Annotated in this window: 21 protein-coding genes; 7 read left to right on the forward strand and 14 right to left on the reverse strand. The window is 71.5% G+C overall.

Going from position 1 to position 25,361, the window contains the following annotated elements:
* On the forward strand, nucleotides 1-335 hold a 335-nt coding region (locus tag ACGFZA_RS26835; protein WP_393682416.1), incomplete at its 5' end, for a hypothetical protein.
* A gap of 233 nt (nucleotides 336-568) precedes the next feature.
* On the opposite strand, the gene ACGFZA_RS26840 is transcribed toward ACGFZA_RS26835, so the two are convergent.
* A complete protein-coding gene (locus ACGFZA_RS26840; protein ID WP_385289190.1) occupies nucleotides 569-1,576 on the reverse strand; it encodes a stage II sporulation protein M in 1,008 nt (335 codons plus the stop codon).
* 120 nt (nucleotides 1,577-1,696) lie between these two features.
* Here ACGFZA_RS26840 and ACGFZA_RS26845 point away from each other — a divergent pair, with 120 nt between their 5' ends.
* Nucleotides 1,697-2,704: an RDD family protein gene (locus ACGFZA_RS26845; RefSeq protein WP_393682419.1), complete on the forward strand. Its 1,008-nt coding sequence runs from the start codon at nucleotides 1,697-1,699 to the stop codon at nucleotides 2,702-2,704.
* Nucleotides 2,705-2,881: 177 nt separating this feature from the next.
* Here ACGFZA_RS26845 and ACGFZA_RS26850 read toward each other — a convergent pair whose 3' ends face one another.
* On the reverse strand, nucleotides 2,882-4,087 hold the full coding sequence (locus ACGFZA_RS26850) for an IS701 family transposase (RefSeq protein WP_393682872.1): 1,206 nt from the start codon (nucleotides 4,085-4,087) through the stop codon (nucleotides 2,882-2,884).
* A gap of 284 nt (nucleotides 4,088-4,371) precedes the next feature.
* Between ACGFZA_RS26850 and ACGFZA_RS26855 the strand changes: the two genes are divergently transcribed.
* Entirely contained in the window at nucleotides 4,372-4,593 is a 222-nt protein-coding gene (locus ACGFZA_RS26855) for a hypothetical protein (protein WP_371604729.1), read from the forward strand.
* Nucleotides 4,594-4,602: 9 nt separating this feature from the next.
* Here ACGFZA_RS26855 and ACGFZA_RS26860 read toward each other — a convergent pair.
* The 9 genes from ACGFZA_RS26860 to ACGFZA_RS26900 form a co-directional block, all read right to left on the reverse strand.
* Nucleotides 4,603-5,534 (reverse strand): IS5 family transposase gene (locus ACGFZA_RS26860; protein ID WP_393682421.1). Its coding sequence is split into 2 segments (ribosomal slippage): nucleotides 4,603-5,138 and nucleotides 5,138-5,534, totalling 933 coding nucleotides; the frame shifts between segments, so codons are not numbered across the junction.
* A 239-nt stretch (nucleotides 5,535-5,773) separates the two neighbouring features.
* A complete protein-coding gene (locus tag ACGFZA_RS26865) occupies nucleotides 5,774-6,385 on the reverse strand; it encodes a hypothetical protein (protein WP_393682423.1) in 612 nt (203 codons plus the stop codon).
* Between the two features lie 214 nt (nucleotides 6,386-6,599).
* Nucleotides 6,600-8,057 (reverse strand): adenosylhomocysteinase, encoded by a 1,458-nt coding sequence (gene ahcY / locus ACGFZA_RS26870; RefSeq protein ID WP_385285087.1) that lies wholly within the window; start codon nucleotides 8,055-8,057, stop codon nucleotides 6,600-6,602.
* Nucleotides 8,058-8,309: 252 nt separating this feature from the next.
* Nucleotides 8,310-9,368, reverse strand: a complete 1,059-nt coding sequence (locus tag ACGFZA_RS26875; protein WP_385285089.1) for a cation diffusion facilitator family transporter — start codon at nucleotides 9,366-9,368, stop codon at nucleotides 8,310-8,312.
* A gap of 88 nt (nucleotides 9,369-9,456) precedes the next feature.
* Nucleotides 9,457-10,647 carry a mannose-6-phosphate isomerase, class I gene (gene manA / locus ACGFZA_RS26880; protein WP_393682426.1) on the reverse strand — a complete coding sequence of 397 codons (1,191 nt, stop codon included), beginning with the start codon at nucleotides 10,645-10,647 and terminating at the stop codon, nucleotides 9,457-9,459.
* Nucleotides 10,648-10,874: 227 nt separating this feature from the next.
* A complete protein-coding gene (locus ACGFZA_RS26885) occupies nucleotides 10,875-12,011 on the reverse strand; it encodes an SIS domain-containing protein (RefSeq protein WP_385285092.1) in 1,137 nt (378 codons plus the stop codon).
* A gap of 51 nt (nucleotides 12,012-12,062) precedes the next feature.
* Entirely contained in the window at nucleotides 12,063-12,245 is a 183-nt protein-coding gene (locus ACGFZA_RS26890) for a Trm112 family protein (protein ID WP_359142944.1), read from the reverse strand.
* Nucleotides 12,246-12,580: 335 nt separating this feature from the next.
* The gene (locus tag ACGFZA_RS26895; RefSeq protein WP_393682429.1) at nucleotides 12,581-13,960 is read right to left on the reverse strand and encodes a phosphomannomutase/phosphoglucomutase; all 1,380 of its coding nucleotides are present in this window, start codon (nucleotides 13,958-13,960) and stop codon (nucleotides 12,581-12,583) included.
* 84 nt (nucleotides 13,961-14,044) lie between these two features.
* Nucleotides 14,045-14,422, reverse strand: coding sequence for a DUF3499 domain-containing protein (locus tag ACGFZA_RS26900; protein WP_206309556.1), 378 nt, complete (start codon nucleotides 14,420-14,422; stop codon nucleotides 14,045-14,047).
* Nucleotides 14,423-14,744: 322 nt separating this feature from the next.
* Between ACGFZA_RS26900 and ACGFZA_RS26905 the strand changes: the two genes are divergently transcribed.
* Nucleotides 14,745-15,173, forward strand: coding sequence for a metallopeptidase family protein (locus ACGFZA_RS26905; RefSeq protein WP_385285096.1), 429 nt, complete (start codon nucleotides 14,745-14,747; stop codon nucleotides 15,171-15,173).
* A 301-nt stretch (nucleotides 15,174-15,474) separates the two neighbouring features.
* Here the strand turns inward: ACGFZA_RS26905 and ACGFZA_RS26910 are convergent, their stop codons facing one another.
* The 3 genes from ACGFZA_RS26910 to ACGFZA_RS26920 all read right to left on the reverse strand — a co-directional run bounded on the left by ACGFZA_RS26910 (nucleotide 15,475) and on the right by ACGFZA_RS26920 (nucleotide 21,642).
* A complete protein-coding gene (locus ACGFZA_RS26910; RefSeq protein ID WP_393682431.1) occupies nucleotides 15,475-17,007 on the reverse strand; it encodes a DUF5719 family protein in 1,533 nt (510 codons plus the stop codon).
* Nucleotides 17,004-20,942 (reverse strand): glycosyltransferase, encoded by a 3,939-nt coding sequence (locus ACGFZA_RS26915; protein ID WP_393682433.1) that lies wholly within the window; start codon nucleotides 20,940-20,942, stop codon nucleotides 17,004-17,006. Before ACGFZA_RS26915 ends, ACGFZA_RS26910 begins: the two co-directional genes overlap by 4 nt.
* A 436-nt stretch (nucleotides 20,943-21,378) precedes the next feature.
* The gene (locus ACGFZA_RS26920; protein ID WP_018103995.1) at nucleotides 21,379-21,642 is read right to left on the reverse strand and encodes a WhiB family transcriptional regulator; all 264 of its coding nucleotides are present in this window, start codon (nucleotides 21,640-21,642) and stop codon (nucleotides 21,379-21,381) included.
* Nucleotides 21,643-22,345: 703 nt separating this feature from the next.
* Here ACGFZA_RS26920 and ACGFZA_RS26925 point away from each other — a divergent pair.
* From ACGFZA_RS26925 to ACGFZA_RS26935, 3 genes are all read left to right on the forward strand, one after another.
* Nucleotides 22,346-22,837, forward strand: coding sequence for a cysteine dioxygenase (locus ACGFZA_RS26925; RefSeq protein ID WP_385285100.1), 492 nt, complete (start codon nucleotides 22,346-22,348; stop codon nucleotides 22,835-22,837).
* Between the two features lie 199 nt (nucleotides 22,838-23,036).
* Nucleotides 23,037-23,993 (forward strand): 2-phospho-L-lactate transferase, encoded by a 957-nt coding sequence (cofD, locus tag ACGFZA_RS26930; protein WP_385285102.1) that lies wholly within the window; start codon nucleotides 23,037-23,039, stop codon nucleotides 23,991-23,993.
* Nucleotides 23,990-25,309 carry a coenzyme F420-0:L-glutamate ligase gene (locus tag ACGFZA_RS26935; protein ID WP_385285104.1) on the forward strand — a complete coding sequence of 440 codons (1,320 nt, stop codon included), beginning with the start codon at nucleotides 23,990-23,992 and terminating at the stop codon, nucleotides 25,307-25,309. The genes cofD and ACGFZA_RS26935 overlap by 4 nt, the downstream gene beginning before the upstream one ends.
* Nucleotides 25,310-25,361 lie beyond the last annotated feature (52 nt).

The raw sequence follows: 25,361 nt of genomic DNA on the forward strand, positions 1-25,361 counted from the left end.
ACCTGCCGAAGCAGGTCGGGGTATCAACATATCTGGCGTTGACTTTTGGCACGCTGTTGAGTTCTCAAGGAACGGACGCTTCCTTTGTACTCACCCGCAGAACATTTTCTGGGGCTTTCCTCCGGGCGCTTCCCTTCGGTCTTGCGTTTCCGACTCTATCAGACTCTTTCGTGTCCGATTCCCGGTCGAAGCGGGCCTCGCATTTTCGCTTTCCAGTTCTTCGCTCTCGCGTTTTCCCTTTCCAGCGGCTCCAACCTTACCAGACCCATTTCGTTCCGTTTCCGGTCCGAATTTTAGTTCTGGTGGCCGTCGGAATAGCCTTGCCTTTCGGCTGATTCGACTTTATCAGAAGCAATAACGCCGAACTGAGTCGGCTTCATGTTCCAGAGAGTGGGAATCAATGGCTCTGCGGAAATTAAAATCTCCGGTGAGAGCGGGGTAAATCTAACGGTTGAGCTCGAACCTGTCCAGTTCGAGGCAACTAGTCGAATCTACCTCCCCCAGTCCGCCGTGTCAACGGTTTTTGGGGCGAAGGAGACAGTAGCAGGCCGGGTCGGCCCTCCGCACATCAGGCGGCCACCGGCAGTTCGGCGCTTCGTTCGGCTGCGTCGATGTCGCCCGCGTCGCCGGCTCGGGCCGCCCTGCCGCCCAGGATGTAGACGTAGGCGAGGAAGGCCAGCTCGGCAGCGAGTCCGATGGTGATACGAGCCCAGGTCGGAAGGCCTGAAGGGGTGACGAAGCCTTCGATGACGCCGGACACGAACAGGACGAGGGCGAGTCCTATGGCCATGCCGATGGCTGCCCGCCCCTGTTGTGCCAGAGCCGTACGCCGGGTGTGCGGGCCGGGGTCGATGACCGTCCAGCCCAGGCGGAGTCCCGTACCGGCCGCGACGAAGACCGCGGTGAGCTCCAGCAGGCCGTGGGGAAGGATCAGGCCGAGGAAGGTGTCGAGCCGGCCCGCCGACGACATCAGGCCTATGCCCACCGCGAGGTTGAGCACGTTGACGAAGAGGATCCAGATCACCGGTACGCAGAGGAACGCGCCCAGCACCAGGCACATGGCGGCGGCCTGGGCGTTGTTCGTCCAGACCTGGGCGGCGAACGAGGCTGCCGGGTGACTGGAGTAGTAGGTCTCGTACTCCCCTCCCGGGCTGGTCAGCCGCCGGAGGTCCTCCGGCGCGGCGATGGCCGACTGAACCTCTGGATGGGCGCCGATCCACCAGCCCATCACTGCGGCCAGGACCACGGAGAGGACCGCGGTGGGTATCCACCAGTGCCTGGAGCGGTAGACCGCTGCGGGAAAACCTGCCGAGAGGAAGTGCGCGGCGTCACGCCAGGAAGCGCGGCGGGTGCCCGTCACCGTTGAGCGGGCGCGGGCCACCAGCTGAGTGAGGCGCGCGGTGAGCAGCGGGTCGGGCGCGCTGGACTGGATCAGGGAGAGGTGGGTCGCCGTGCGCTGGTAGAGGTCGACGAGCTCGTCGGCCTCCGCGCCCGTGAGCCTGCGCCCGCGGTGCAGGAGGTGGTCCAGACGGTCCCACTCGATGCGATGGGCGTTGACGAAGACGTCGAGGTCCATGGTCGGCTGCTGCTCCTGGCATGGGTGTGTACGGGTGCGTACAACTGCGGCGCGTTGCGGGTCAGCTTGGCAGACTGTGGCCCCGAGGGGCAGGGATGGTCGGCGAAGGGCGGGGCGGCGATGAGTGAGCTTGTGACCGGGGACGCGGTCGTACTGGGGTTGCGGACGGCGAAACTGCCGAGCCGGGCCCTGGCTCTGGCCATCGATCTTGTCGTGGTCGGGACGGTCTTCGTGCTGGTGTCGATCGCGTTGGCCCTCGCGACGGCCACGCTCGACGACGCGGCGGTGGCGGCGGTGACCGTCGCGAGCTTCCTGCTCGTTCTGGTGGGAGCACCGATCGCGGTGGAGACGCTCAGCCACGGCCGTTCGCTCGGGAAGCTCGTGTGCGGGCTTCGGGTGGTGCGGGACGACGGGGGCCCGATCCGGTTCCGGCATGCGCTGGTGCGCGGGGCGATGGGGGTCGTGGAGATCCTCGCGACACTCGGTGTGATCGCCTCCATCGCGTCGCTGGTCTCGGTTCGCGGGCGGCGGATCGGGGACGTCTTCGCGGGAACGCTCGTCGTACGGGAGCGGGTTCCGGCAGGCAGGGCGGCAGCCGTACCACCACCGCCGCCCTGGCTGGTCGGGCGGTTCGCCGGACTGGATCTGTCGGCTGTGCCCGACGATCTGTGGCTTGCGGTGCGGCAGTACCTGACGCGGATGCACCAGTTGGACGGTGGCGTGGGGCGGGCGATGGCGGAGCGGCTGGCCGGTGAACTGGCCGCGCGGACCGGGGTTCCCGCGCCGCGGGATGTGCCTCCCGCCGCGTTCCTGGCCGCCGTGGTGAACGAACGGCAGGCGCGGGATGCCCGCCGGTCGTCCGCCGTTGCCCCCGGCGTTGTCGGCGGCCCCGTCGTGGCGAAGCCGCAGGCCGGGATGCCGGATGTGGCCGGCGTGTACGGACCGGTCGGTGCGGGTGCGGAAGCACCGTGGGGCGCGGGCTTCGCTGCGGCCCCGGTGACTCACCCCGCTCCGGTGACCTCTGCCCCGCGCGCGCAGGTGGCCCCTGCTGGGGCGAGCGGTGGGGCAGCGGCTCCGGAAGTGGATTCGGCGCCGCCCTCCGCTACCGGATTCGCGCCGCCCGCCTAGTACTCCAGCCGGACTTCGGTGTATGTCCTGGTCAACGGCTTGCGCGTGGGGATGTTAGCGGGGTGGTGCCGGGTGTGGGGCGGGTTCGCCCGGCCTGTCCCGCGAAGGAGTGACCGCGCCGTGTGTAGTGACAGCGGCGGGCCCGGGCCTGGTGTCGGCGGCGCCATCTCGACCACTTCATTGCATGGTTGCCCTGTCGAGCAGGACGTCGGTGGGTAGTTGCCAGTAGACGGCGGATCTCGGCCGGGGTGAGGTCCACGAGGTCGGGTGTGTCGTGACCGGGTCCCCCTTTTGGCGCTCTTGGGCGGCGGTGACGGCGAGAAACGCGTGGGCGAGCATGGCGAGGGTGATGTGCCGGTGCCAGCCGACGTAGCGGCGGACTTCGTACTGGTCCAGGCCGCATTCGTTCTTCGCGCTCTGGAAGCACTCCTCGATCTTCCAGCGGCACCCGGCGACCTGAACGAGATCGGCGACGGTGGCGTCCAAGGGGGCTGATGCGAGGAAGTAGGCGAGCTCGTCGGGCTTGGTGACGCTGCGGCGGGCGAGCATCCAGCGTTGTCGGGTGGGCTCGTAGCCGTCGAACTCCCAGACGGCCGGCAGGCGGGCGGCAGCCCAGTCGTAGAGCCGAGGCCCTTTGGCGCCGTCGCCGCAGGAGAGCCGCTGCCATGCCTCGTCGGGGGCCTGGCCGATGAGGTGGTCGATGCGGGGGCCGTGGACCTGCTGGGATTTGGGCACTGCCATGACGTAGGACAGGCCGGCGTCTTCCAGGAAGCGTCGGAAGCGGGAGTCCTGTCCGTAGGCGGCATCGGCCGCGACCCAGGTGACGGGCAACGGCGAGGCAAGAGCTCGTAGGACCATGGTGCGGGCCAGCTCGTTCTTGGTCGCGAATGGGCGATTTTCGGGGATGCGGGCTGTGCGGCAGCGTTCGGGGTCGTCGGTCCAGGACTTGGGGAGGTAGAGCTCGCGGTCGACGAGAGCGTGGCCGCGGGTGGTGGCGTAGGCGGCGAAGACGCCGATCTGGCAGTTCTCGGTGCGGCCGGCGGTTCCGGAGTACTGCCGTTGCACCCCGGCGGAGGTGGTGCCTTTTTTGACGAATCCGGTGTCATCGATGATCAGGATGCCCTCGTCGGTGCCGAGGTGTTCGGCGACGTATCCCTGCAGGTCGTCGCGTATCCCGTCGGCCTCCCAGCGGCTCTTCGCCAGGAGGTGCTGCAGCCCGTCAGGGGTGGGGTGCCCGGCGAACTCGGCCAGTTGCCAGGAGTTCTTGCGCCCCACGGGCCCGAGCAGTCCTCGCACGTAGTCCCGCATCCGGCGTCTGGGCTCGACGCGGGGGAAGCGGTGTCCGATCCGCAAGAAGAGTTCTGCCAGCTCTTGTTCCCACACGGAGGCGGGTACGTCATCGATCACATGCGATGGCTGTCCCCGCCGCTGTCACTACACACGGCGCGGTCACTCCTTCGCGGGACAGGCCGGGCGAACCCGCCCCACACCCGGCACCACCCCGCTAAAATCCCCACGCGCAAGCCGTTGACCAGGACATACACCGAAGTCCGGCTGGAGTACTAGGACTTGTCCGGTCGATCACCGTGCCGTCTGTTCCGGATGAGCCGCCTCGCCCTGCCATCGCTGGCTGACCGGCCGATGGCAGGTCTTACGATCGGTCCGTGATGGATAAGCCGACGCATTGGACCGTGCGCCACTTCTCGCAGGCCAACCCCGCTGGCCCCGGCTGCGACAGTGTTCCGGCACTCTTGCGGCGGCTGGCCGATTCCATCGAGGCGTTGGGCCCAGCCGAGATCCAGGACGTGGTCATCGCGTCGGAGATGACCGAGCACGGCCCCTGGCGGTCGGGGACCGTTTACTTCCACCTGCCTGAGGATGAGGATTGATGCTGGCCCTCACGAACGGAGCCAGATAGCAAGGGCTGCGGCAGTCGCGGTCCCAAGGAAGACATAGCCGCGCTTGTCGTAGCGGGTGGCCACAGCTCTGGCGTGCTTGAGCTTGTTGATGGCCCGTTCGACGGTGTTGCGTTTCTTGTACCGCTCTTCGTCGAAGCCCGGTGGCCGTCCGCCGCGTGAACCTTTGCGCAGGCGGGCGGCCTGGCTGTCGATCTTCTCCGGGATGGTGTGCCGGATGCCCCGGCGCCGCAGGTACTCACGGCACGGCCCGTTGCTGTAGGCCCTGTCCGCCGCGAGGCTGTCAGGCTTCTTCCGCGGCCTGCCCAGCCCGATCCGCGGGACGCGAATCTTCTCCAGCACGGGCATGAACTGCGTGCAGTCCGCCCGCTGTCCGGGTGTAATGATCAGGGACAGCGGGCGGCAGCGGCCGTCCGCGCTCAGGTGGAGCTTCGTGGTGAACCCGCCACGCGAACGGCCCAGGCCCTCACCTCCTGCACCACCTCCACCAGGCGGGCGACGAGGCTCTGCCACGGCGTCTCGCCCTGGCGTTCTGCCGCTGCGTCCCCCTTTAAGGCGGGCGCCGGCGGCGGTTCAGTGCGGGCGCCGGCGGCGTGCTGATGTGCCCGCACGATGGTGGAGTCGACCGAGATGTCCCAGTCGATCTCCCCAGCCGCGTCGGCCTCGGCCTGGACCTGCCGGAGCAGGCGGTCCCAGGTTCCGTCGGCCGACCACAGGCGGTGGCGTTCATAGACGGTCTTCCACGGCCCGAACCGTTCGGGCAGGTCACGCCACTGCACGCCGGTCCGCACCCGGTGCAGAATCCCGTCGATCACCTGCCGATGGTCCCGCCACCTGCCACAACGCCCACTGCTAACCGGAAGGAACGGCCGCAGCCGTTCCCACTCGGCATCCGTCAGATCGCCCCGCCCCATGTCCACATCAACGACACGGCTGCGTAGTAGTCACATGATCGGCCGGACAAGTCCTAGCCAAGGGCTGCCCGGTTGGATCATGCCGGGCGCACGTCGACAGCTACGGGCACAGCTACGGCACCTCGCCGCGTGCCGGAACGCCCCACACTCCAGATTGCGGACGCCCTTCCGCCCTGCGCCGCACCGCATCCGGCGCCGGGCGGGCCCAGGACTCTCCGTCAACCCTGGCGGGACAGCCCTCAGCGGTCCGAGGGCGGGGATTCCAGCTCTTCGAGCTCGATGCCGGGGGCCGAGAGAACTACGTCGCCGGCGATGTGGACGGTGTGCTGCTCGCCGGTGTCCAAGGCGCTGACCTGGTACGCGTCCACGGTCAGGGGGCCGTTGTCAGTGGGGTGCGCTTCACTGTTCACCAGGGCCCAGGACTGGTCGACGGTACGGGGCGCGAGCACGGGGTCCGTGAAGGTGACGACGCGGAGCCGGGTCGGCGGGGAGGCGGAGGTGAGGCGCAGCATCCGTGCGGTGGCGATGAGGAAAGCGGGGGACGTGCCGCTGAAGGCGTGGGCGCGGACATTGCCTTCGGTGGCGTGAGTGCCGGTCGGGTCGGTGCGCACCCAGGTGACGCCTTCGAGGGCGGCGCCGCGGACCTGCCAGCTCGCGGCATGGAGTTCGAGACGGATGGGGCGGCCGAGCTCGTCGAGGGTGAGGTCGACGGATCCGAGGTGATCGCCGGACGGGGCGGTCGTCTGGGAGACGTAGCGCCAGCCGGAGGGGCCGGGTGCGCAGTGGAAGTGCTCTTCACCGAGGGGGGTGTGGTCGTGGAGATCGTGGAGCGAATATCGGCCGCGGGGCATGGGGTCCTTCGGGTTCCTCGGGCTGTGCGGGTGCGGTACGGCGCAGGCCCCCGACACGGGGGTGCGGGGGCCTGCGTTCGTAGCTGCTGCTGAGTCACCGGGTCTGCGGACGCGCGCGCGTCCGCAGACGCCGCGGGGTCTGCCGGTGGCCGGTCGTCACCGACCGGTGGTGGAGTGACCGGTCACCGGCGGACCTTCGCGAGCGGTGCCGCGATCAGTAGCGGTAGTGGTCGGACTTGTACGGCCCCTCGACCTCGACGCCGATGTACGCGGCCTGCTCGGGGCGGAGCGTCGTCAGCTTCACGCCGAGCGCGGCGAGGTGGAGTCGGGCGACCTTCTCGTCGAGGTGCTTGGGCAGCACGTAGACGTCGGTCGGGTACGCCTCGGGCTTGGTGAACAGCTCGATCTGGGCCAGGGTCTGGTCCGCGAACGAGTTGGACATCACGAACGAGGGGTGGCCGGTGGCGTTGCCCAGGTTCAGCAGGCGGCCCTCGGACAGCACGATGAGGACCTTGCCGTCGGGGAACGTCCAGGTGTGGACCTGCGGCTTGACCTCGTCCTTGACGATGCCGTCGATCTTGGCGAGACCGGCCATGTCGATCTCGTTGTCGAAGTGGCCGATGTTCCCGACGATGGCCTGGTGCTTCATCCGGGCCATGTCGGTGGCCATGATGATGTCCTTGTTGCCCGTCGTGGTGACGAAGATGTCGGCCTGCTCGACGACGTCGTCGAGGGTGGCGACCTGGTAGCCGTCCATCGCCGCCTGCAGCGCGCAGATCGGGTCGATCTCGGTGATGATCACTCGGGCGCCCTGGCCGCGCAGGGACTCCGCGCAGCCCTTGCCCACGTCGCCGTAGCCGCAGACGACGGCGGTCTTGCCGCCGATCAGGACGTCGGTGGCGCGGTTGATGCCGTCGATCAGCGAGTGGCGGCAGCCGTACTTGTTGTCGAACTTCGACTTGGTGACCGCGTCGTTGACGTTGATCGCCGGGAACAGGAGGGTGCCGTCGCGGTGCATCTCGTACAGCCGGTGCACACCGGTCGTGGTCTCCTCCGTGACACCACGGATCTCGGACGCCAGCTGGGTCCACTTCTGCGGGGCCTCGCCGAGGGTGCGGTTCAGCAGGGTGAGGATGTAGGCGTACTCCTCGCTGTCCGCGGTAGACGGGTCCGGGGCCGCGCCGGCCTTCTCGAACTCGACGCCCTTGTGGACGAGGAGGGTGGCGTCACCACCGTCGTCGAGGATCATGTTCGGACCACCGGTGGGGGTGTTCGGCCAGGTCAGGGCCTGCTCCGTGCACCACCAGTACTCCTCCAGCGACTCGCCCTTCCAGGCGAAGACCGGGACGCCGGCGGGGGCCTCGGGGGTGCCCTCGGGGCCGACCGCGATGGCCGCGGCCGCGTGGTCCTGGGTGGAGAAGATGTTGCAGGAGGCCCAGCGGACCTCGGCGCCGAGGGCGACCAGGGTCTCGATCAGCACGGCCGTCTGCACGGTCATGTGCAGCGAACCGGTGATGCGGGCGCCGGCCAGCGGCTGCGCGGCGGCGTACTCCTTGCGGATGGACATCAGGCCGGGCATCTCGTGCTCGGCGAGGGTGATCTCCTTGCGGCCGAAGGCGGCGAGGGAGAGGTCGGCGACCTTGAAGTCCTGTCGATTGGCGACCGTCGTCATAACGGGCTGCTCCTCGTGATGGGTCGAGGGTGGGTAGGGCGGCTCTGCGGCACGCAGGCGGGCACAGGAATGCCCGAGCGGTTCGCAGCGCAGTCCGTCGGAGGCCCTCTCTCCCTCGGCCGGTCCGGCGTACGGACCGATCGACCGCCATCAGCAGCGACGTCTGACTCTGCCGACGAATCTACACCGAACGGCCCAGCCGCTCCCAGTCCACCGGGTCCGGGAGCGGCCTCATCGGCTTGTCGGATGCGTTCAGTGGCTGGATTCCGTGGGGTCGGCCGGGGTGTCGGGGGCACCGCCGGGCGTGCCTTCGGCCGTCGGTCCGGCCGGTGCTCCGCCCAGATCCTCGGCCGGCTTCTTGGCGGGCTCCTTGGCAGGGTTGGTGCCGGCCGCGGCAGCCGCGGCGTTGTAGATGTCCGGCTCCAGGTAGATGACACGCGCGATCGGGACCGCCTCGCGGATGCGGGACTCGGCGGCGTTGATGGCGTTGGCGACCTCGGTGGCGGTGTCGTCGTGCTGGACCGCGATCTTGGCGGCGACCAGCAGTTCCTCAGGGCCGAGGTGGAGCGTACGCATGTGGATGACGCCGGTGACGGTGTCGCCGTCGACGACCGCGGCCTTGATCTTCTCGACCTGGTCGGTGCCGGCGGCCTCGCCGAGCAGCAGCGACTTCGTCTCGGCGGCCAGGACGATCGCGATGACGATCAGCAGGATGCCGATGCAGAGGGTGCCGATGCCGTCCCACACACCGTCGCCGGTCCCGAGCGCCAGGCCGACGCCGGCGAGGGCCAGGACCAGACCGATGAGCGCGCCGAAGTCCTCCAGCAGGACGACGGGGAGCTCCGGCGCCTTCGCCCGGCGGACGAACTGGGTCCAGGTGAGCGAGCCGCGGGTCTCGTTGGACTCCCGGATCGCCGTACGGAAGGAGAAGCCCTCGGCGATGATCGCGAAGACCAGGACGCCCACCGGCCAGTACCAGGCCTCGATCTCGTGCGGGTGCTTGATCTTCTCGTAGCCCTCGTACACCGCGAACATGCCACCGACCGAGAACAGGACGATGGAGACGAGGAAGGCGTAGATGTAGCGCTCGCGCCCGTACCCGAAGGGGTGCTGGGGGGTGGCCTCGCGCTGGGCCTTCTTGCCGCCGAGCAGCAGCAGGCCCTGATTGCCCGAGTCGGCCAGCGAGTGGACGCTCTCCGCGAGCATCGACGACGAGCCACTGAACAGGAACGCCACGAATTTGGCCACTGCGATCGCGAGGTTGGCGCCGAGTGCCGCCACGATCGCCTTGGTTCCGCCTGACGCACTCATGGGTGCCTGGTGTCCCTTCGTAGGTGCTGCGGCTCCGGCGGCCGCGGTACGGCCGGACATTGTTGCAGTCGCTGGTGCGGACGGTACGTCAGGCCACCACAGTGGCGCGGAACAGCGTGCCCGCACCGGACACTTCGGCCTTCTCCCCGGCCGGCACGAACACCGAGTCGCCCGGCACGAGGCCGAGCTCCCCCGCCTTCGGCGCACCCGCCGTGCAGAGCAGGATCTGGGGCGTGGCCGCGGTCAGGTCGACCGGGGCGGCGCCCGGCGAGAGGTCGAAGCGGGAGAGCCGGAACTCGTCGACCGGCGTCTCGTACACCTCCTCGCCGGACGGCGACGCCTCGGGGCGCAGGATCCCCGGTTCGGTCGCCTCGAAGCGGACGATGCGCAGGAGTTCGGGTACGTCGATGTGCTTGGGCGTCAGTCCGCAACGCAGCACGTTGTCCGAGTTGGCCATGATTTCGACGCCGAGGCCGTCGAGGTAGGCGTGCGGAACACCGGCGCCGAGGAACAGCGCCTCTCCGGGCTGGAGTTGTACGTAGTTCAGCAGCATGGCCGCGATGACCCCGGCATCGCCGGGGAAGTGGTGGGCGATACGGGCGTACGGGGCGTAGGCGCCGCCGATCCGTCCGGCGGCGGCCGCCGCGGCCGCGACCGTCTCGGCCATCTCCACCGGGTCCGCGCTGAGGATCGCGGTGAGGACCTCGCGCAGGGCGGCCTCTTCCGGGCGGGCGCGCAGCAGATCGGCGTACGGCTTGAGGGAGTCGACGCCCAGTCCCTCCATCGCCTCGGCCGCCTCTTCGGGCCGGCGGAAACCGCACAGGCCGTCGAAGGGGGTGAGCGCGCAGATCAGCTCGGGCTTGTGGTTGGCGTCCTTGTACGTGCGGTGGGCGGCGTCGATCGGTACGGACCGGCGCTCCTCGTCCGCGTACCCCTCCTGCGCCTGGGCGAGGTCGGGGTGGACCTGAAGGGAGAGCGGGGCTCCGGCGGCGAGGAGCTTGAGGAGGAAGGGCAGTCGGGGGCCGAACTTCTCGACGGCTGCCTGCCCGAGTTCGCCGGTCGGGTCGGCGGCGATGACGTCGGTGAGGGCTTGCTCGGAGGAGTCCGAGGAGTCCGACGGGGTGGCACCGGTGCGGGTTATCCGGGAGGGGGCTCCGGGATGAGCGCCCATCCACACCTCCGCCTGGGGCTCGCCGGTGGGGGCGGTGCCGAGCAGGGCCGGGATGAGCGTGGTGGAGCCCCAGGCGTACGGGCGCACGGTGTTGGAGAGCCGGTCCATGGAATTCGTCCTCGTGCTGTGTGGGATGCGTGCTGTGTGAGATGCGCGTTGCTGGAGATGTCCGCCGTGCGGGATACGTGCCGTGCGGGATACGTGGTGTGTGGGCTGCGTGCTGTGCGAGATGCGTGCTCTGGGTGGTGCGGGTCCGGTCCGTGCGGTCGATGTGGGGCTTCCCGGTCGCGGGGTGCCATCGGGTGCGGCGCCGCGCGGGACCGGTGCCGCAGGGGTCAGGCGCGGACCGACGAGGCGAGGGACAGGTAGACGGCGGCGAAGTCGGTGACCGCGAGGAGTTCGGCGAGGGCTTCGAGACTGCTGCCCTCCTCCGGTTCCAGCTCGCTGATCGCCGTGTCGTGGCCGAGGGCGAGTTCGCGCGCCGCGGGGGCCGCGCTCAGGCCGCCGGTGGGCCGGTCGCGCAGCAGGACGACCCGGGCGCGGAGGGGTTCGGACTCCTCGACCCGGTCGCGGAAGAAGTCGTCGGGGTCGGCCCCGGCGGCGAAGGCCCCTGCCAGCAGGGCACCGTGGGCGGGGAGCGCCTCGGGAAGTTCGGCCGAGAGGGCAGGGCGGCCGGAGAGTTCGGCCAGGACCGCGGCGAACCGGCGCCCGACCGGGCCCGCGGCGTCGCCCTCCGTCCAGATGAGGGGCAGGGTGTCCGCGAGTTCGGCGGCGAGGGTCTTGGCCGGGTTGCTGTACGTGGCGACGGCCGGCCCGCAGCGCTCCGCCGTACGGTCCAGGCGGTCGGCCACGCTCTGCAGTGTCTCCGGGGGCGCGGTGACCAGGCCGACGCGGTCGAGGAGCGCGAGCAGCGGGGTGACCAGGGCCCAGAGGGTGCCGGGGCCGGCTGCCGAGGTCTCGGCGTCGTACTCGCCGTGCGGGGCGGAGGCCATCGGGACGACGAGGCCGTGCACCCCGTCGACCGCTTCGCGCAGCGGCGACTGCCGGGGCGCCACGGCCACGACCGTGCAACCGCGGCGGTACGCCTGCTCGGCGAGGAGGGCGAGACCCGGTTCGGACCCGTCCGCCGTGGCGATGAGGAGCAGGTCGACGGAGCCGGCCCAGCCTGGCAGCGTCCAGCGCATCGCGCCCGCGGCGGGGGCGACGCCGGTCGGGTGGATGCGCGTGACCGGGGCGAAGGCTCCGGCCAGAGCCGCGATCAGGTCGGCGACGCCGGACGCGGCGGTACCGGAGCCTGCGACGAGGACGCCGCGCGGGCGGCCCTCCGGGTTCAGCTCGCTGATCCCGGCCTCCGTCGCCTGGCGTGCGGCGGTACGGACCCGGGCCCCGGCCTCGGCGGCGCCGCGGAGCAGGCCGCGGCGGTCGGCTCGGGCCAGGGCCTCCGGGGCGTCGAGCAACGACTCGTCGAGCATGGGGACGGTCCTCCGATCACGTGCCGATCACCGTGCGGGGTGGGGCCAGGTCTACGCGGGGCGGCGTGCCTCGTCGACGAGAAGGACGGGGATGCCGTCCCGTACGGGGTAGGCCAGGCCGCAGTCCGTGCCGGTGCAGATCAGTTCGGGGCTTTCGGCCGCCGACCGGTCGTCGAGGGGGGAGTGGCAGGCCGGGCAGGCCAGGATCTCCAGGAGGCCGGCTTCGAGCGGCATGGGGTGGGTCCCTTCGGGCGGTCCGGCGGTCGGGCGCGGAGTGGGTGGTGCGTGTGCGTGTTCCGGCTGTGCTGTTGATCTTGTTCGTGCCCCATGGATCGGGCGAGGTCAGCCTACCGCCGGGCCGACGGGGGCGCGGCCCGGCCCGGCCGGTGTGAGCCGTGGGTTCACGGGGTGAGCCGTGGGTTGACGAGGTGGATGCGGCGAGCCTTCCCCCTTCTCACCCTTCGCCCGCTCCTTCCCGCCCCCTTCGGGTGTCCGCGGACCGCGCTCCTCAAACTCCGGAGGGGCAGGAGCGGGCGGAGGGACCGGAGGGGCCGGAGGGGCCGGAAGGCTCAGGACCGGCCGGAAGGCTTGCGGATCAGCGCCAGGACCTCGTCGCGTACCGCCGTCATCGTCTCCTCGTCGCCCGCCTCGACGTTCAGGCGCAGCAAGGGTTCCGTGTTGGAGGGGCGGAGGTTGAACCACCAGTCCGGGGACGTGACCGTGAGGCCGTCCAGGTCGTCGGTGGTCACGTGCTCGCGGTCGGCGAAGGCCGCCCGCACATCCGCGGTGCGGGCCTGCTGGTCGTCGACCGTGGAGTTGATCTCGCCGGAGTCGGTGTAGCGGTCGTACTGGGCCACCAGGGCCGAGAGGGGTTCGTCCTGGCCTCCGAGTGCGGCCAGGACGTGGAGGGCGGCGAGCATGCCCGTATCGGCGTTCCAGAAGTCGCGGAAGTAGTAGTGCGCGGAGTGTTCGCCGCCGAAGATCGCGCCGTGGGCAGCCATCTCCGCCTTGATGAAGGAGTGGCCGACCCGGGTACGGACGGGGGTGCCGCCGTGTTCGCGTACGACCTCCGGTACCGAGAGGGAGGAGATCAGGTTGTGGATGACCGTGCCCCGGCCGCCGTTGCGGGCCAGCTCCCGGGCCGCCACCAGCGCGGTGATCGCCGAGGGCGAGACGCCCGCGCCCCGTTCGTCGACGACGAAGCAGCGGTCCGCGTCACCGTCGAAGGCCAGGCCGAGATCGGCGCCCTCGGCCACCACGCGGGCCTGGAGGTCGACGATGTTCTTGGGGTCGAGGGGGTTGGCCTCGTGGTTCGGGAACGAACCGTCCAGCTCGAAGTACATCGGTACGAGTTCCAGCCGCAGGCCCGCGAAGACGGTCGGGACCGTGTGGCCGCCCATGCCGTTGCCCGCGTCCACGACCACCTTCAGGGGGCGGATCGACGACAGGTCGACCAGGGACAGCAGGTGGGCGGCGTAGTCGGTGAGCGTGTCGCGTGCGGTGACCGTGCCGGGGGTGGCGGCCGGCTGCGGTGCGCCGGTCTGCGACCACTTCTCGACCAGGGTGCGGATGTCGGCGAGGCCGGTGTCCTGGCCCACCGGAGCCGCGCCGGCCCGGCACATCTTGATGCCGTTGTACTGCGCCGGGTTGTGCGACGCCGTGAACATCGCGCCCGGCAGGTCCAGCGATCCCGACGCGTAGTACAGCTGGTCGGTCGAGCAGAGGCCGATCAGCGTGACGTCGGCTCCGCGGGCTGCCGCGCCCCGGGCGAAAGCTCCCGACAGGGCGGGGGACGTGGGGCGCATGTCGTGACCGATCACGATCGCGTCCGCGGACGTCACCTCGACGAACGCCGCCCCGAACAGCTCGGCCAGCCCCTCGTCCCACTGGTCGGGCACGACACCGCGCACGTCGTACGCCTTCACGAGCTGCGACAGATCTGCGGTCACGGGCCGGGCCTCCTGGGGTCTCTTCGGACCGCCAAACTACCCGGCAGCCCCAAGCGCCTCATGCTCCGGGGATACGGTCCCGGTTCAGGAGTCGGGCGAGCGCAGCACGCGGAGGTGGCCCCTGCGGGCGACCTCCATCGGGTCCGCGGTGCGCGGACCGCCGCCCCTGGGGCCGTCCCCGCGGTCCTGCGGACGCGCTGCTTCCCGTACGGCGTTGGCCAGCGCTTCGAGGTCGTCACCACTGGGCCGGGTGGGCGCGGAGGGGTCGGAGAGCCGGACGACCTCCCAGCCACGGGGCGCGGTCAGGCGCTCGCTGTGCTCGGCACAGAGGTCGTAGCAGTGGGGCTCGGCGTAGGTGGCGAGCGGGCCGAGGACCGCAGTCGAATCGGCATAGACGTACGTCAGTGTCGCGACGGCAGGGCGGCCGCACGCGGTGCGCGAACAGCGACGTACAGGGCTCACGATGTTGGACGGTACCGCACTCTTGAGCGGGCTGCGACGACTCTCCCCCGGCTCACCCCACCGTGTCGCCCTGTGACTTCCGGCACAGGCCCGTGCCGGGCAACTCCCCTGACCTGCACGGGAGGAGGGGGAATCAGGTCAGGACGGCAACGATTCCGGTCATCACTCGGCGCAAAAGCTGTCATACGGCAGGGAATCAGCGATCGGGAGCGGGTCCGGAAACGGGTCGTCGCATGGCCGGATCGTTCAGGAACGGACAGGTCGACTCCGTCCCGGACAGTCGCGGGCCGCTCACCCGGCGGAGGGTTACGCTGCGTCAGTGATGGACAGTCCCGTACCGCCCCACCCGTCCGAGCCCCGCCCGCGGCGCCGAGACCGACACGGCCGCGGCATGCGTGGCCCCGTCGCGCCTCCCCAGGTGCCGCTCTCGGCCAGCCGGGCGGACAGCTTCCGCGATCTGGTGCAGGACTCGGTGGAACGGCTGGAACGGCGTTGGCCGCAGCTGGCCGAGGTCGACTTCGTGGTCCTCGACGTGCCGGGGACCGTGGAGGAGACGGTGCCGCTGGGGAGCGCGTTGTCCGCCGAGAAGGAGCGGCCCGCCCAGATCGTCGTCTACCGGCGCCCCGTCGAGATCCGCACCAAGAATCGTGACGAGCGCGCGCTGCTGGTGCACGAGGTCGTGGTCGAGCAGGTCGCGGAGCTGCTCGGGCTCTCGCCGGAGTCGGTCGACCCCCGGTACGGGCAGGAGTAGGCGGCCGCGTCCCCGGCGGGAGCGTCCCCGGCGGCCGCCCGTCCCCAGCAGGAGCGTCCCCTGCGGCCGCGTCCCCGGCGGGAGCGTCCCCGGCGGCCGCCCGTCCCCAGCAGGAGCGTCCCCCGCAGGAGCGTCCCCTGCGGCCGCGTCCCCGGCAGGAGCGGGCCGGAGCGGACGGCACCTACCGGAGGGGGCGGGCCTGGTTCACGGCCCGCCCCCTGTGCGCTCGTCGGAGCCGGTACTCACGCACACCCCCCAGAGCCCGGCACGTGCCCGCCCCCTGTGCGCTCGTCGATGCCTCTCAGTCGTCCAGGACCGACAGGTCCTGTTCGGCGGCCGGCACCTCGACCGTTCCCCGGTCGTCCGGCAGGGTCTGCACCGTGAACATCGGGATGCCGCCCATCGGGAGCGTCAGCGTGCGGGCGGCGTGGACCGGGCCGCCCGACTGCGTCTCGACGGTCAGCGCGTACGTGCCCTTGAGTCCTGCCGGTACGGGCGGGGTGACCGCGACGGTCGTGCCGGCGTCGACCTCGTACGTCTTGCTGACCGGGGTGCCGCCCTTGCTGCCCGCGGACGCGGTGACCTTCACCGTGCCGGCCGCGCCCGGGGCGGTCAGCGAGAGGACCGACCCCTTCGCGCGGTTGTCGGCGGCCGTCGCCTGCGCGCCCACCGGGCCGGTCGCCGGGATGTAGCCGACCTCCTGTTTGTCACCCTTGCCCCGGACCACCCGCAGCGCGGCCACCACCGGGGTGGCCTTGTCGTCGTCGGCGGGGCTCAGGAGCAGGGAGCCCGCCTCGCCCCTGGTCAGGTTCTTCAGGTCGACGCCGGCGGTCATCCGGGACTTGACGTGGAGGTCCTCGTGGCCCACCGGTGAGATCGCGCCCGTCTTGCCGAGCAGTTTCACCGTGAGGTCGGCGTCGTCCTCGCCGGGGGCGAAGGCCACGAGCCGCACCGAGGTGGCGTCCGCCGGGATGCCGGGCAGGACGAGGGTGCCCGTCGGCTCGGTGGAGGCGGCGAGCCAGTCGCTGCCGGTCTTGCTGTCCGCGGACCTGACGACCGCGCCGACCCGGCCGGTCCGGGTGGTGACATGGACGGTCACGTCGTCCACGGCCTTGCTGGTCAGCGTCGAGATGAGGACGCGGACCCCGGACCCTGCGGGCACCGTGATGCCTTCGCCCACGTCGGACTTGAGCGTGCCGTCGGGGCCGTACAGCTCGATGTCGGCGACGGCTGCGGTGTCGTCCGGGTTGGTGAGGTAGACGTAGTCCTCGCGGGACTTCGCCGTGCTCGCGGCCGGGAACCAGAAGTCGGTGTCGGGTGCGGTGCAGCTGACCCCGAGCAGGCCCCGGGCGTCGCCGGCCTCCACGGTGGTGGTCTGCTGGGTGGTCCAGCCGGGGGCCAGCGGACCGGTGGCGGTGCCGACGAGGGCGGGGGCGTCCGCGCCGGACGCCTCGGCGGTGGCCGGCTTGCCGGGCTGCTTGAGGAGGACGACCGGCTTGGCCGGGTCCGCCTTCCCGGTCTTCTTGCCCTTGCTCTTCCCGGAGTCCTTCCCGTCGGCCTCGGCGGCCGTGGACGACAGGAGTTCGGCCGTACCGGCCGGTTCCGCCGCGTCACCGCTCTTCTCGGCTGCCGGGGTGAAGGAGGTGTACTGCGTCTCCGCGAGGTCGGACAGGCCGGGGGCCGGGCAGAGCAGGCTGGAGCGCTCCACGGGCAGCCGCGCGGCTGACTTCGTCACCGTGGCGCCCCCGTCGTCCGGCGCGGTGACCGCGGCGAATCCGGTGACGGCTGCGAGGGCGACGGCCCCGGCGATGAGGGACAGGCTGGTGGACTTCACTCGGACTCGCCTCGCGATGCGTTACCGGTCGGCCACGGGTTCTGGCCCGGGGCGGTGTTCCCGTCGGGGTTCTCGTCGGGGTTCTGCGGGTCGTACGCGCCCTGGGTGCCGTACTGGTCCGCGCCGTACTGGCCGGTGCCGTACTGACCGGGGTCGTACGAAGCATTGCCGTACTGGGCGTTGGGGTCGTACTGCCCACTGGTGTCCTGCGGGGCGTTGCCGTACTGGTCCTGGGCGTACGGGGCGTATTCGCCCTGCTGCTGATAGCCGTACGGGTCGTAGCCGGCGGCGCCGTCGGGCTGCGGCTGCGGCGCCGCACCGTACTGACCGTCCTGGTACTGGCCCTCCTGGTACTGGGGGTAGTCGGCGCCCTGGTACTGCTGCGCGTCCCAGTCCCCGTACTGCTGCTGGGGCACCGCCGCGTACTGGCCCGTGTCGCCGTCGGGCTGCTGGGGCACCGCCGCGTACTGGCCCGTGTCGCCGTCGGGCTGCTGGGGCACCGCCGCGTACTGGCCGGTGTCACCGTCGGGCTGCTGGGGGACGAAGACGTCCTGGCCGTCGTCGGCGTCGAGCGGTTCCGGGGCCGTCTGCCGGTCGGGGACGTGTTCGCCCCACTCCCCCGCTTCCGCGGACTCGGGGGCGTCGAAGCCCTCGCCGTCGTCGCCCTCGGCCAGCGCGGCCGCGCGCAGCCTGCGGGCCCGGCGTCCCTCGCCGGCGACCGGCTCGGCGGGAACCGCCACGTCCTCCTCGGGCAGGTCGTCGTCGATCTCCCGGCGGCGGCCCGGCAGCGCCAGGACCAGCAGGACCACGGTGAGCGCGGCCTGGACCCAGATCCACACGGAGTGCGTGAAGGGCGTCTCGTACGTGAGGTCGAGCCTGCCGCCCTCGGTGGGGAGTTCGAAGCCCTGCGCCCAGCCGTCGACGGTCTTGCGGGTCAGCGTCCGTCCGTCGAGCGTGGCCTGCCAGCCGGGGTCGGCGGCATCGGCGATCCGCAGCACGCGGCCCGCCTTGCCCTCCGGGATCGTGGTGTGCGCCTCGACGGGCTGGGAACCCACCGGGAGCGGCTCGTCACCGGCGGCCGACGGGACGATCATGACCCGGGCGACCTGGCGGTCCACCCGCCACAGCGCGCTTCCGTCCAGCTGGCTGAGGCGGCTGAGGCCGGGGGTCGCGTCGAGGACCCGGCTCATCTGCTTCGGCGCCCCGTCCCGCACGAGCACGTAACGGATGGCGAAGCCGCTGAGCTGGCTGCCCTGGTCGGCGCCGGAGCCCGCGACCAGGTTGGCGACGACCTTGTCGAGGTGGCTGTTGCCGCCGCCGGCCGCCGCCAGTTCGGCATCGCCCAGCCGCGCGCCGGAGCCACGAACCAGGGTGTACGCGACGGAGGCCGGCGACGTGCCGCCGAGCACCAGCGTGCGCGGCTGGTCCCGGGTACCGCTCTCCTCCGCGACGAACGCGGGCACCTGCACCGGGTCGCGGCGCTCCAGCGGTCCCGCGGCGCCGCCGATCATCCAGCCGACGGCGGCCAGCACCGGGGCGAACCCGGCGGCCAGCGCGATCAGGACCGCGACCGGCTGGCGCCAGCCGAAGCTGAGCTCGGCCACGCGGATCCGGGCACCGTCCGCGCCGACCAGGGCGGCCGCGATGAGCGCGGCGCCGTAGACGAGGGTGGCGGGTCCCGCCCAGCCCGAGCCGTTGGCGAGCCCCGCGAAGGCCAGGGACACCAGCGCGACGACCCAGGCGGTCCGGGCGGCGAACTGCCGCTCCCCGCGCAGCAGCGCGGCCAGTGCCGCGAGCACGATGCCGAGGAGCAGGACGCCGCCGGCCGCCTTGGGCCCGCCGGGGCTGATCCCGAGCAGGTCCAGTGCGGACGCCGAGCCCGAACCGGTGTCGAGACCCGCTTCGTCCAGGAAGGCGGAGGGGCTGGACAGGAGCGAGAGCGACCAGGGCGCGAGGACCAGCAGCGGGGTGCCGACCGCGGCCAGGAAGCGCAGCCCGTAGGCCGTGATGTCGTTGCGGCGCAGCGCCAGCACCCCGACGCCGAGGACCACGGCGATCGGCCAGACGAGGGGGGTGAACGCCATCGCGAAGGTGAGCAGCAGGGTGTACGCCCAGGTGGCGCGCCAGCTGCCGCGGCTGGTGCCGCCGCCCCGCATGCCGTGGGCGGACACGGCCGCGCGCGCGATCAGCGGGAGCAGCACGGCCAGGACAGCGGTGCCGAGGCGGCCGGTCGCCAGGGCGCCGGTCGCGGCGGGCAGGAAGGCGTACGCGATGCTTCCCCAGGCCCGCAGCAGCCGCGAGGGGAGCAGCGGGCGGGAGACGAAGTACGCGGTGAGTCCGGCGAGCGGAACCGAGCAGACCAGCAGCAGCGTGAGTGCGAAGCCGGTGGAGCCGAGGAACAGCGCGGACAGGGCCGAGATCACGGCCAGGTAGGGCGGGGCGGTCTGGGTGCCGCCGGTGCCGATGGTGTGCCAGCCGTCCGCGTAGCGGCCCCACAGGTCGGAGACGTCGCCGGGAGCGGGCAGCAGGGCGCCGCCGGCCAGGGCGCCGCCGCCGAGGAGGCTGCGGCAGGCGACGAGGGAGACCAGGAGCAGGACGGCGAAGAGCACCGGGCCGGGCTTGCGGCCGACGCGCTTCAGCCGGGCGAACTGGTCGATCTCCAGGAAGTCGGCGTCGTCGCCGCCAGGGCCGGACTCGACGGCGCCGTGCCGCGAGCCGCCGGCCTCGGTCTCCGCGCCGCCGCCGAAGTTGCCGGCGACCTGTTCGACGGTCGCCCTGACGGTGGCGCCGGGTGCGGGGAAGAGCCCGCGCATCTCGGCCGGATCGACGACTCCCTTGCCGCGGGTGCGCCGTGCGCCGAGGATGCGGCCGGGGCGCAGCAGGGTGCCGAGGAGGCCGGTGACCTCGTCGAGCGCCTGGCCCGGCACCTTGCCGACGAGGTAGGCGAGCGTACGCAGCAGCGTGCCGAGCAGGAGCCGGAGCAGGACCCAGGGCAGCCGTTTGCCGGGGGCGTTGACCAGCATGGTGTAGACGGCGCCGGCCTTGTCGACGCGGTGCGGGCTGGAGACCGAGCGGCCGGCGCAGTCGATGGGCCGGCGTTCGCGGGCGGACGCCTCGGCGTGCCGCAGGACGGCGTCGGGGGCGACCAGCACCCGGTGCCCGGCCATGTGGGCGCGCCAGCACAGGTCGACGTCGTCACGCATCAGGGGCAGCCTGCGGTCGAAGCCGCCGAGCTCCTCCCAGACGTCCCGGCGGATCAGCATGCCCGCGGTGGAGACGGACAGGACGGTACGGACCTGGTCGTGCTGGCCCTGGTCCTGCTCGCGCCGGTCGAGTCCGGTCCAGCGGCGTCCGCTGTTGGCGATCGAGACGCCGACTTCGAGGAGCTGGCGGCGGTCGTACCAGCCGCGGAGCTTGGGTCCGACGATCGCGGCGTGCTGGTCGTTGTCGACGACGCGGAGCATCTCGGCGAGGGCGTCGGGTTCGGGGGCGCAGTCGTCGTGGAGCAGCCAGAGCCACTGCACCGGTTCGCCGTGCGGCAGTTCGGGCAGGTCGTAGGCGTCGTCGCGCCAGGACCTGGTGACGGGGTCCCAGCCGCTGGGGCGCTTCAGGTACGGCAGGTCGTCCGGGGTGAGGACGCCGGCGGTGCGGCTCGCCTCGTCGACGGCGGTGCCGAAGCTCGTACGCCGCGCGAGGTGCAGGACGCGGTCGGCGCCGAGCGCCTCGGTGACCAGGCGCGCGGAGTCGTCGGCGCTGCCGGTGTCGGCGGCGACGACGTTCTGTACGGGGCGTTCCTGGCCGAGCAGCCCGGCGAGCGCGTCGGGCAGCCAGCGTGCGCCGTCGTGGGAGACGAGCACGGCGGTGACGACATGCCGGGGGAACTCTGGGGCGGCGGCGGCCGCGTACGGCGCCGTTGCTTGGCTGTGCACGGACATCGAGGTACGGGCCCTCCGGCCGGGTCCGGGGGGTGTCCCCCGGGGGCTGCATCGGTGTACACGCGCGCCCTGTCGGGTCGTTGGCGCGTCTCGGACGGGGCCCCACACTAACGGTACGGATAACCGGGGTGGCGCGGAGCGGTTGCCCGAGGGCGGCGGCGCAGCGGTGGAGGGCGGCCGGCGGCCGGGTACGGCACGGCTGCAGCGGGGTGCCGGGAGCGGGTCCCCGGCACTCCCGGGCGCGGGGGCCGGGGGGTCGGGGGTACGGCAATGGCCCGCCGCCTGCGGGCCGGATGCAGGCGGCGGGCCATGGCGGCCGTTCCAGGGGCAGCCCTCAGGCCCTGGGGTTCAGCTTCGTGCGGCCGGGGGCGTTCCCGGAGGAGAGCCCCTGGGGTCCGGCTTCAGGCGGCCGGGGGCGTTCTCGGAGGAGCCGGGGTCAGACCGCGGCCTTCTTCAGGCGCCGTCGCTCACGCTCGGAGAGACCGCCCCAGATACCGAATCGCTCGTCCTTGGAAAGGGCGTACTCAAGGCATTCGGACCGGACTTCACAGGCGAGGCAGACCTTCTTGGCCTCGCGGGTGGATCCGCCCTTCTCGGGGAAGAAGGACTCGGGATCGGTCTGGGCGCACAGTGCGCGCTCCTGCCAGCCGAGTTCCTCGTCCGCGTCCTCGACCAGCAGTTGCTGGAACAGCTCGGTCATGTGCGCCCCTCGTCTGTCTCTTGCGTCCCCGTGATGCGACCGTTATCGAATCAGCCGAACGACACGAGTGAAATTACAAGTGTGTATCTCCGGTCCGGTCAAGCTCAGATCTGCTATTGGGCCCGGTATTCACTCTGCGGAACCAAGCGTATGCGTAAAGTGTGCAAATCACCAAAACCACGACATATGCCACCGGCTCCCCGCGTCCACATCCGCTACGGATGAAGAACTCCCGGGAGGACGGACACGTTGCGATTCGGTCACCGAAGCGATCAAGATCACAGTCGGGTCACAGGGGCGCGATCACGTTTGCCGCCGCGGTTGTTGCGCCACCTCTCCGGCGCGGAGACTGCATAAACCTTTCTCCGCATGGAGTAACCGGATGAGGTGAAACATTACCCCCAAATCGGGCATTGGGTTGACAGTCGGAGATTCTCCGGTTCTCCTTGATGTCATGCCAGCGACCTCAGCCATGCGCACCACCCACATCCGTGGGTTCCGCAGCGCTGTCCAGGCTCGCTGTTGCTGTTCAAGCTGTCTCAGCTGTTGAAGCCCCCGCGCTCCAGCCCGACACAGCTCATCCCGGACCCCCGGACCCCCCACGCGGCTTCGCGCCGCTTCGGCCACCCGGTCTCTCAGGTCCTGCGACACCCCTGCATCCGCACTGCACGATCTGCACCCCTGCCGAGGAACCACCGCACCCATGAACAGCGACAGCGACCTCCAGATCGCCGGCGACCTCCTAGAGGTCCAGCACCTCCTGCGTCCCGCCCGTGAGCACCCCGCCACGGTGGCGGAATTCGTCGGGCTCGCCCGCACCATCGCCGCCGACCGCGCCCAGTGGGCCCCGCTCGTCCGGTACGACACCACCACCCGCTGGTACCACCGGCTCCGCACCGGACCCGGCTACGAGATCTGGCTGCTCAGCTGGGTCCCCGGCCAGGGCAGCGGCCTGCACGACCACGGCCCGTCCTCCGGCGTACTGACCGTCCTGGACGGCGAACTGACCGAGCGTACGGAACGCGGCAAGCGGACGCTGGACGCCGGCGCGCAGCGCGTCTTCGCCCCCGGCTACGTCCACGAGGTCGTCAACGACTCCCTCGAACCGGCTGTCAGCCTGCACGTCTACTACCCGGGCCTGACCGACATGCCGATGCACACCGCGCAGTGCGCCGCGGTCCCCGCCACCGTCTGACCACCCGTCTCCCTCCCGGCGGCCCGCCGCCACCGACCAGGCTCCGCCCGACAGTCCCGCCCGTCACCTCCGCGACACCGACCGGGCCCCGCCCGTCACCCGCCACCACCCCGACAACGATCAGGCTCCGCCTGACAGTCCCACCCGTCACCCGCCACCACCCCGACAACGATCAGGCTCCGCCTGACAGACTGTTTGCATGCGCATTGTGGTTCTGGCCGGCGGTATCGGTGGTGCTCGTTTCCTGCGTGGCCTCAAGGAGGCCTCGCCCGACGCGGACATCACGGTGATCGGCAACACCGGTGACGACATCCATCTGTTCGGCCTCAAGGTCTGCCCCGACCTCGACACCGTGATGTACACCCTCGGCGGTGGCATCAACGAGGAGCAGGGCTGGGGCCGTACCGACGAGAGCTTCCACGTCAAGGAGGAACTCGCGGCGTACGGCGTCGGCCCCGAGTGGTTCGGGCTCGGCGACCGCGACTTCGCCACCCACATCGTCCGTACGCAGATGCTCGGCGCGGGCTATCCGCTGAGCGCCGTCACCGAGGCGCTCTGTGCGCGCTGGAAACCGGGCGTCCGGCTGCTGCCGATGTCCGACGACCGGGTCGAGACGCATGTGGCGGTCGACGTCGACGGCGAGAGCAGGGCCATTCACTTCCAGGAGTACTGGGTGAAGCTGCGCGCCTCCGTCCCGGCGCAGGCCATCGTGCCCGTCGGCGCCGAGCAGGCCAAGCCGGCGCCGGGCGTCCTGGAGGCCATCGCCGGGGCCGACGTCATCCTCTTCCCGCCGTCGAACCCCGTCGTGTCCGTCGGGACCATCCTCGCCGTGCCCGGGATCCGCGAAGCCATCGCCGAGGCGGGGGTACCGGTCGTCGGCCTCTCCCCCATCGTCGGTGACGCGCCGGTGCGCGGGATGGCCGACAAGGTGCTCGCCGCGGTGGGCGTCGAGTCGACGGCCGCGGCGGTCGCCCAGCACTACGGTTCCGGGCTGCTGGACGGCTGGCTCGTCGACACCGTGGACGCGGGCGCCGTCGCCGAGGTCGAGTCCGCGGGCATCCGCTGCCGCTCGGTACCGCTGATGATGACCGACGTCGCCGCCACGGCCGAGATGGCGCGGCAGGCACTGGTTCTCGCGGAAGAGGTACGCGCGTGAGCACCACCGTCCCGGACGCCGCACCCTCCTTCCGGGTGTGGGCGCTGCCCGGCATGCCCGAGGTGCGGGCCGGGGACGATCTCGCGAAGCTGATCGCCGCCACCGAGCCCGGACTGGCCGACGGCGACGTACTGCTCGTCACCTCGAAGATCGTCTCCAAGGCGGAGGGCCGGATCGTCGAGGCCACCGACCGCGAGGCCGCGATCGACGCCGAGACGGTACGGGTGGTGGCGCGGCGCGGCACGCTGCGCATCGTGGAGAACCGGCAGGGCCTGGTGATGGCCGCCGCCGGGGTCGACGCGTCGAACACCCCGGCCGGGACCGTCCTGTTGCTGCCCGAGGACCCGGACGCCTCGGCGCGGACGATCAGGGAGGGGCTGCGGGACGCGCTCGGCGTCGATGTCGGCGTGGTCGTCACGGACACCTTCGGACGGCCGTGGCGCAACGGGCTGACCGACGTCGCCATCGGCGCGGCCGGGGTGCGGGTGCTCGACGACCTGCGGGGCGGCACCGACGCGTACGGCAATCCGCTGAGCGCGACCGTGGTCGCCACCGCGGACGAGCTGGCCTCGGCCGGTGACCTCGTCAAGGGCAAGGCGGACGGGCTGCCCGTCGCGGTCGTCCGGGGGCTGGGCCATCTCCTGGATCCGGCGGATGAGGACGGGGCGCGCGCGATGGTGCGGGTCGCGGCCGACGACATGTTCCGGCTGGGGACGTCCGAGGCGGTACGGGAGGCGGTGACCCAGCGGCGTACGGTCCGCGAGTTCGCCGACGAACCAGTGGACCCGGGGGCGGTGCGCCGGGCCGTGGCCGCGGCCGTGACGGCTCCGGCGCCGCACCACACGACGCCGTGGCGGTTCGTCCTGCTGGAGTCCGAGGAGTCGCGGACCCGGCTGCTGGACGCGATGCGGGACGCGTGGATCGCGGACCTGCGGCGGGACGGCAGGAGCGAGGAGTCGATCGCCAAGCGGGTGCGGCGGGGCGATGTGCTGCGCCGGGCGCCGTATCTGGTGGTGCCGTGCATGGTGATGGACGGCTCCCACACGTACGGGGACGCGCGGCGGGACGGCGCGGAGCGCGAGATGTTCGTGGTCGCCGCGGGCGCCGGGATCCAGAACTTCCTGGTGGCGCTGGCCGGCGAGCGGCTGGGTTCGGCGTGGGTGTCCTCGACGATGTTCTGCCGGGATGTCGTGCGGGAGGTGCTGTCGCTGCCCGCGTCGTGGGATCCGCTGGGGGCGGTGGCCGTGGGGCGTCCGGCGGCGGCACCGTCCGCGCGGGCGGGGCGCGATGCGGAGGCGTTCGTCGCGGTGCGGTGAGGCCGTGCGGCGGGTGGGGGTTTCGGGGCTCCGCCCCCGGACCCCCGGTCCT

It is taken from the genome of Streptomyces sp. NPDC048211 (assembly GCF_043202315.1).
Lineage (GTDB): Bacteria > Actinomycetota > Actinomycetes > Streptomycetales > Streptomycetaceae > Streptomyces.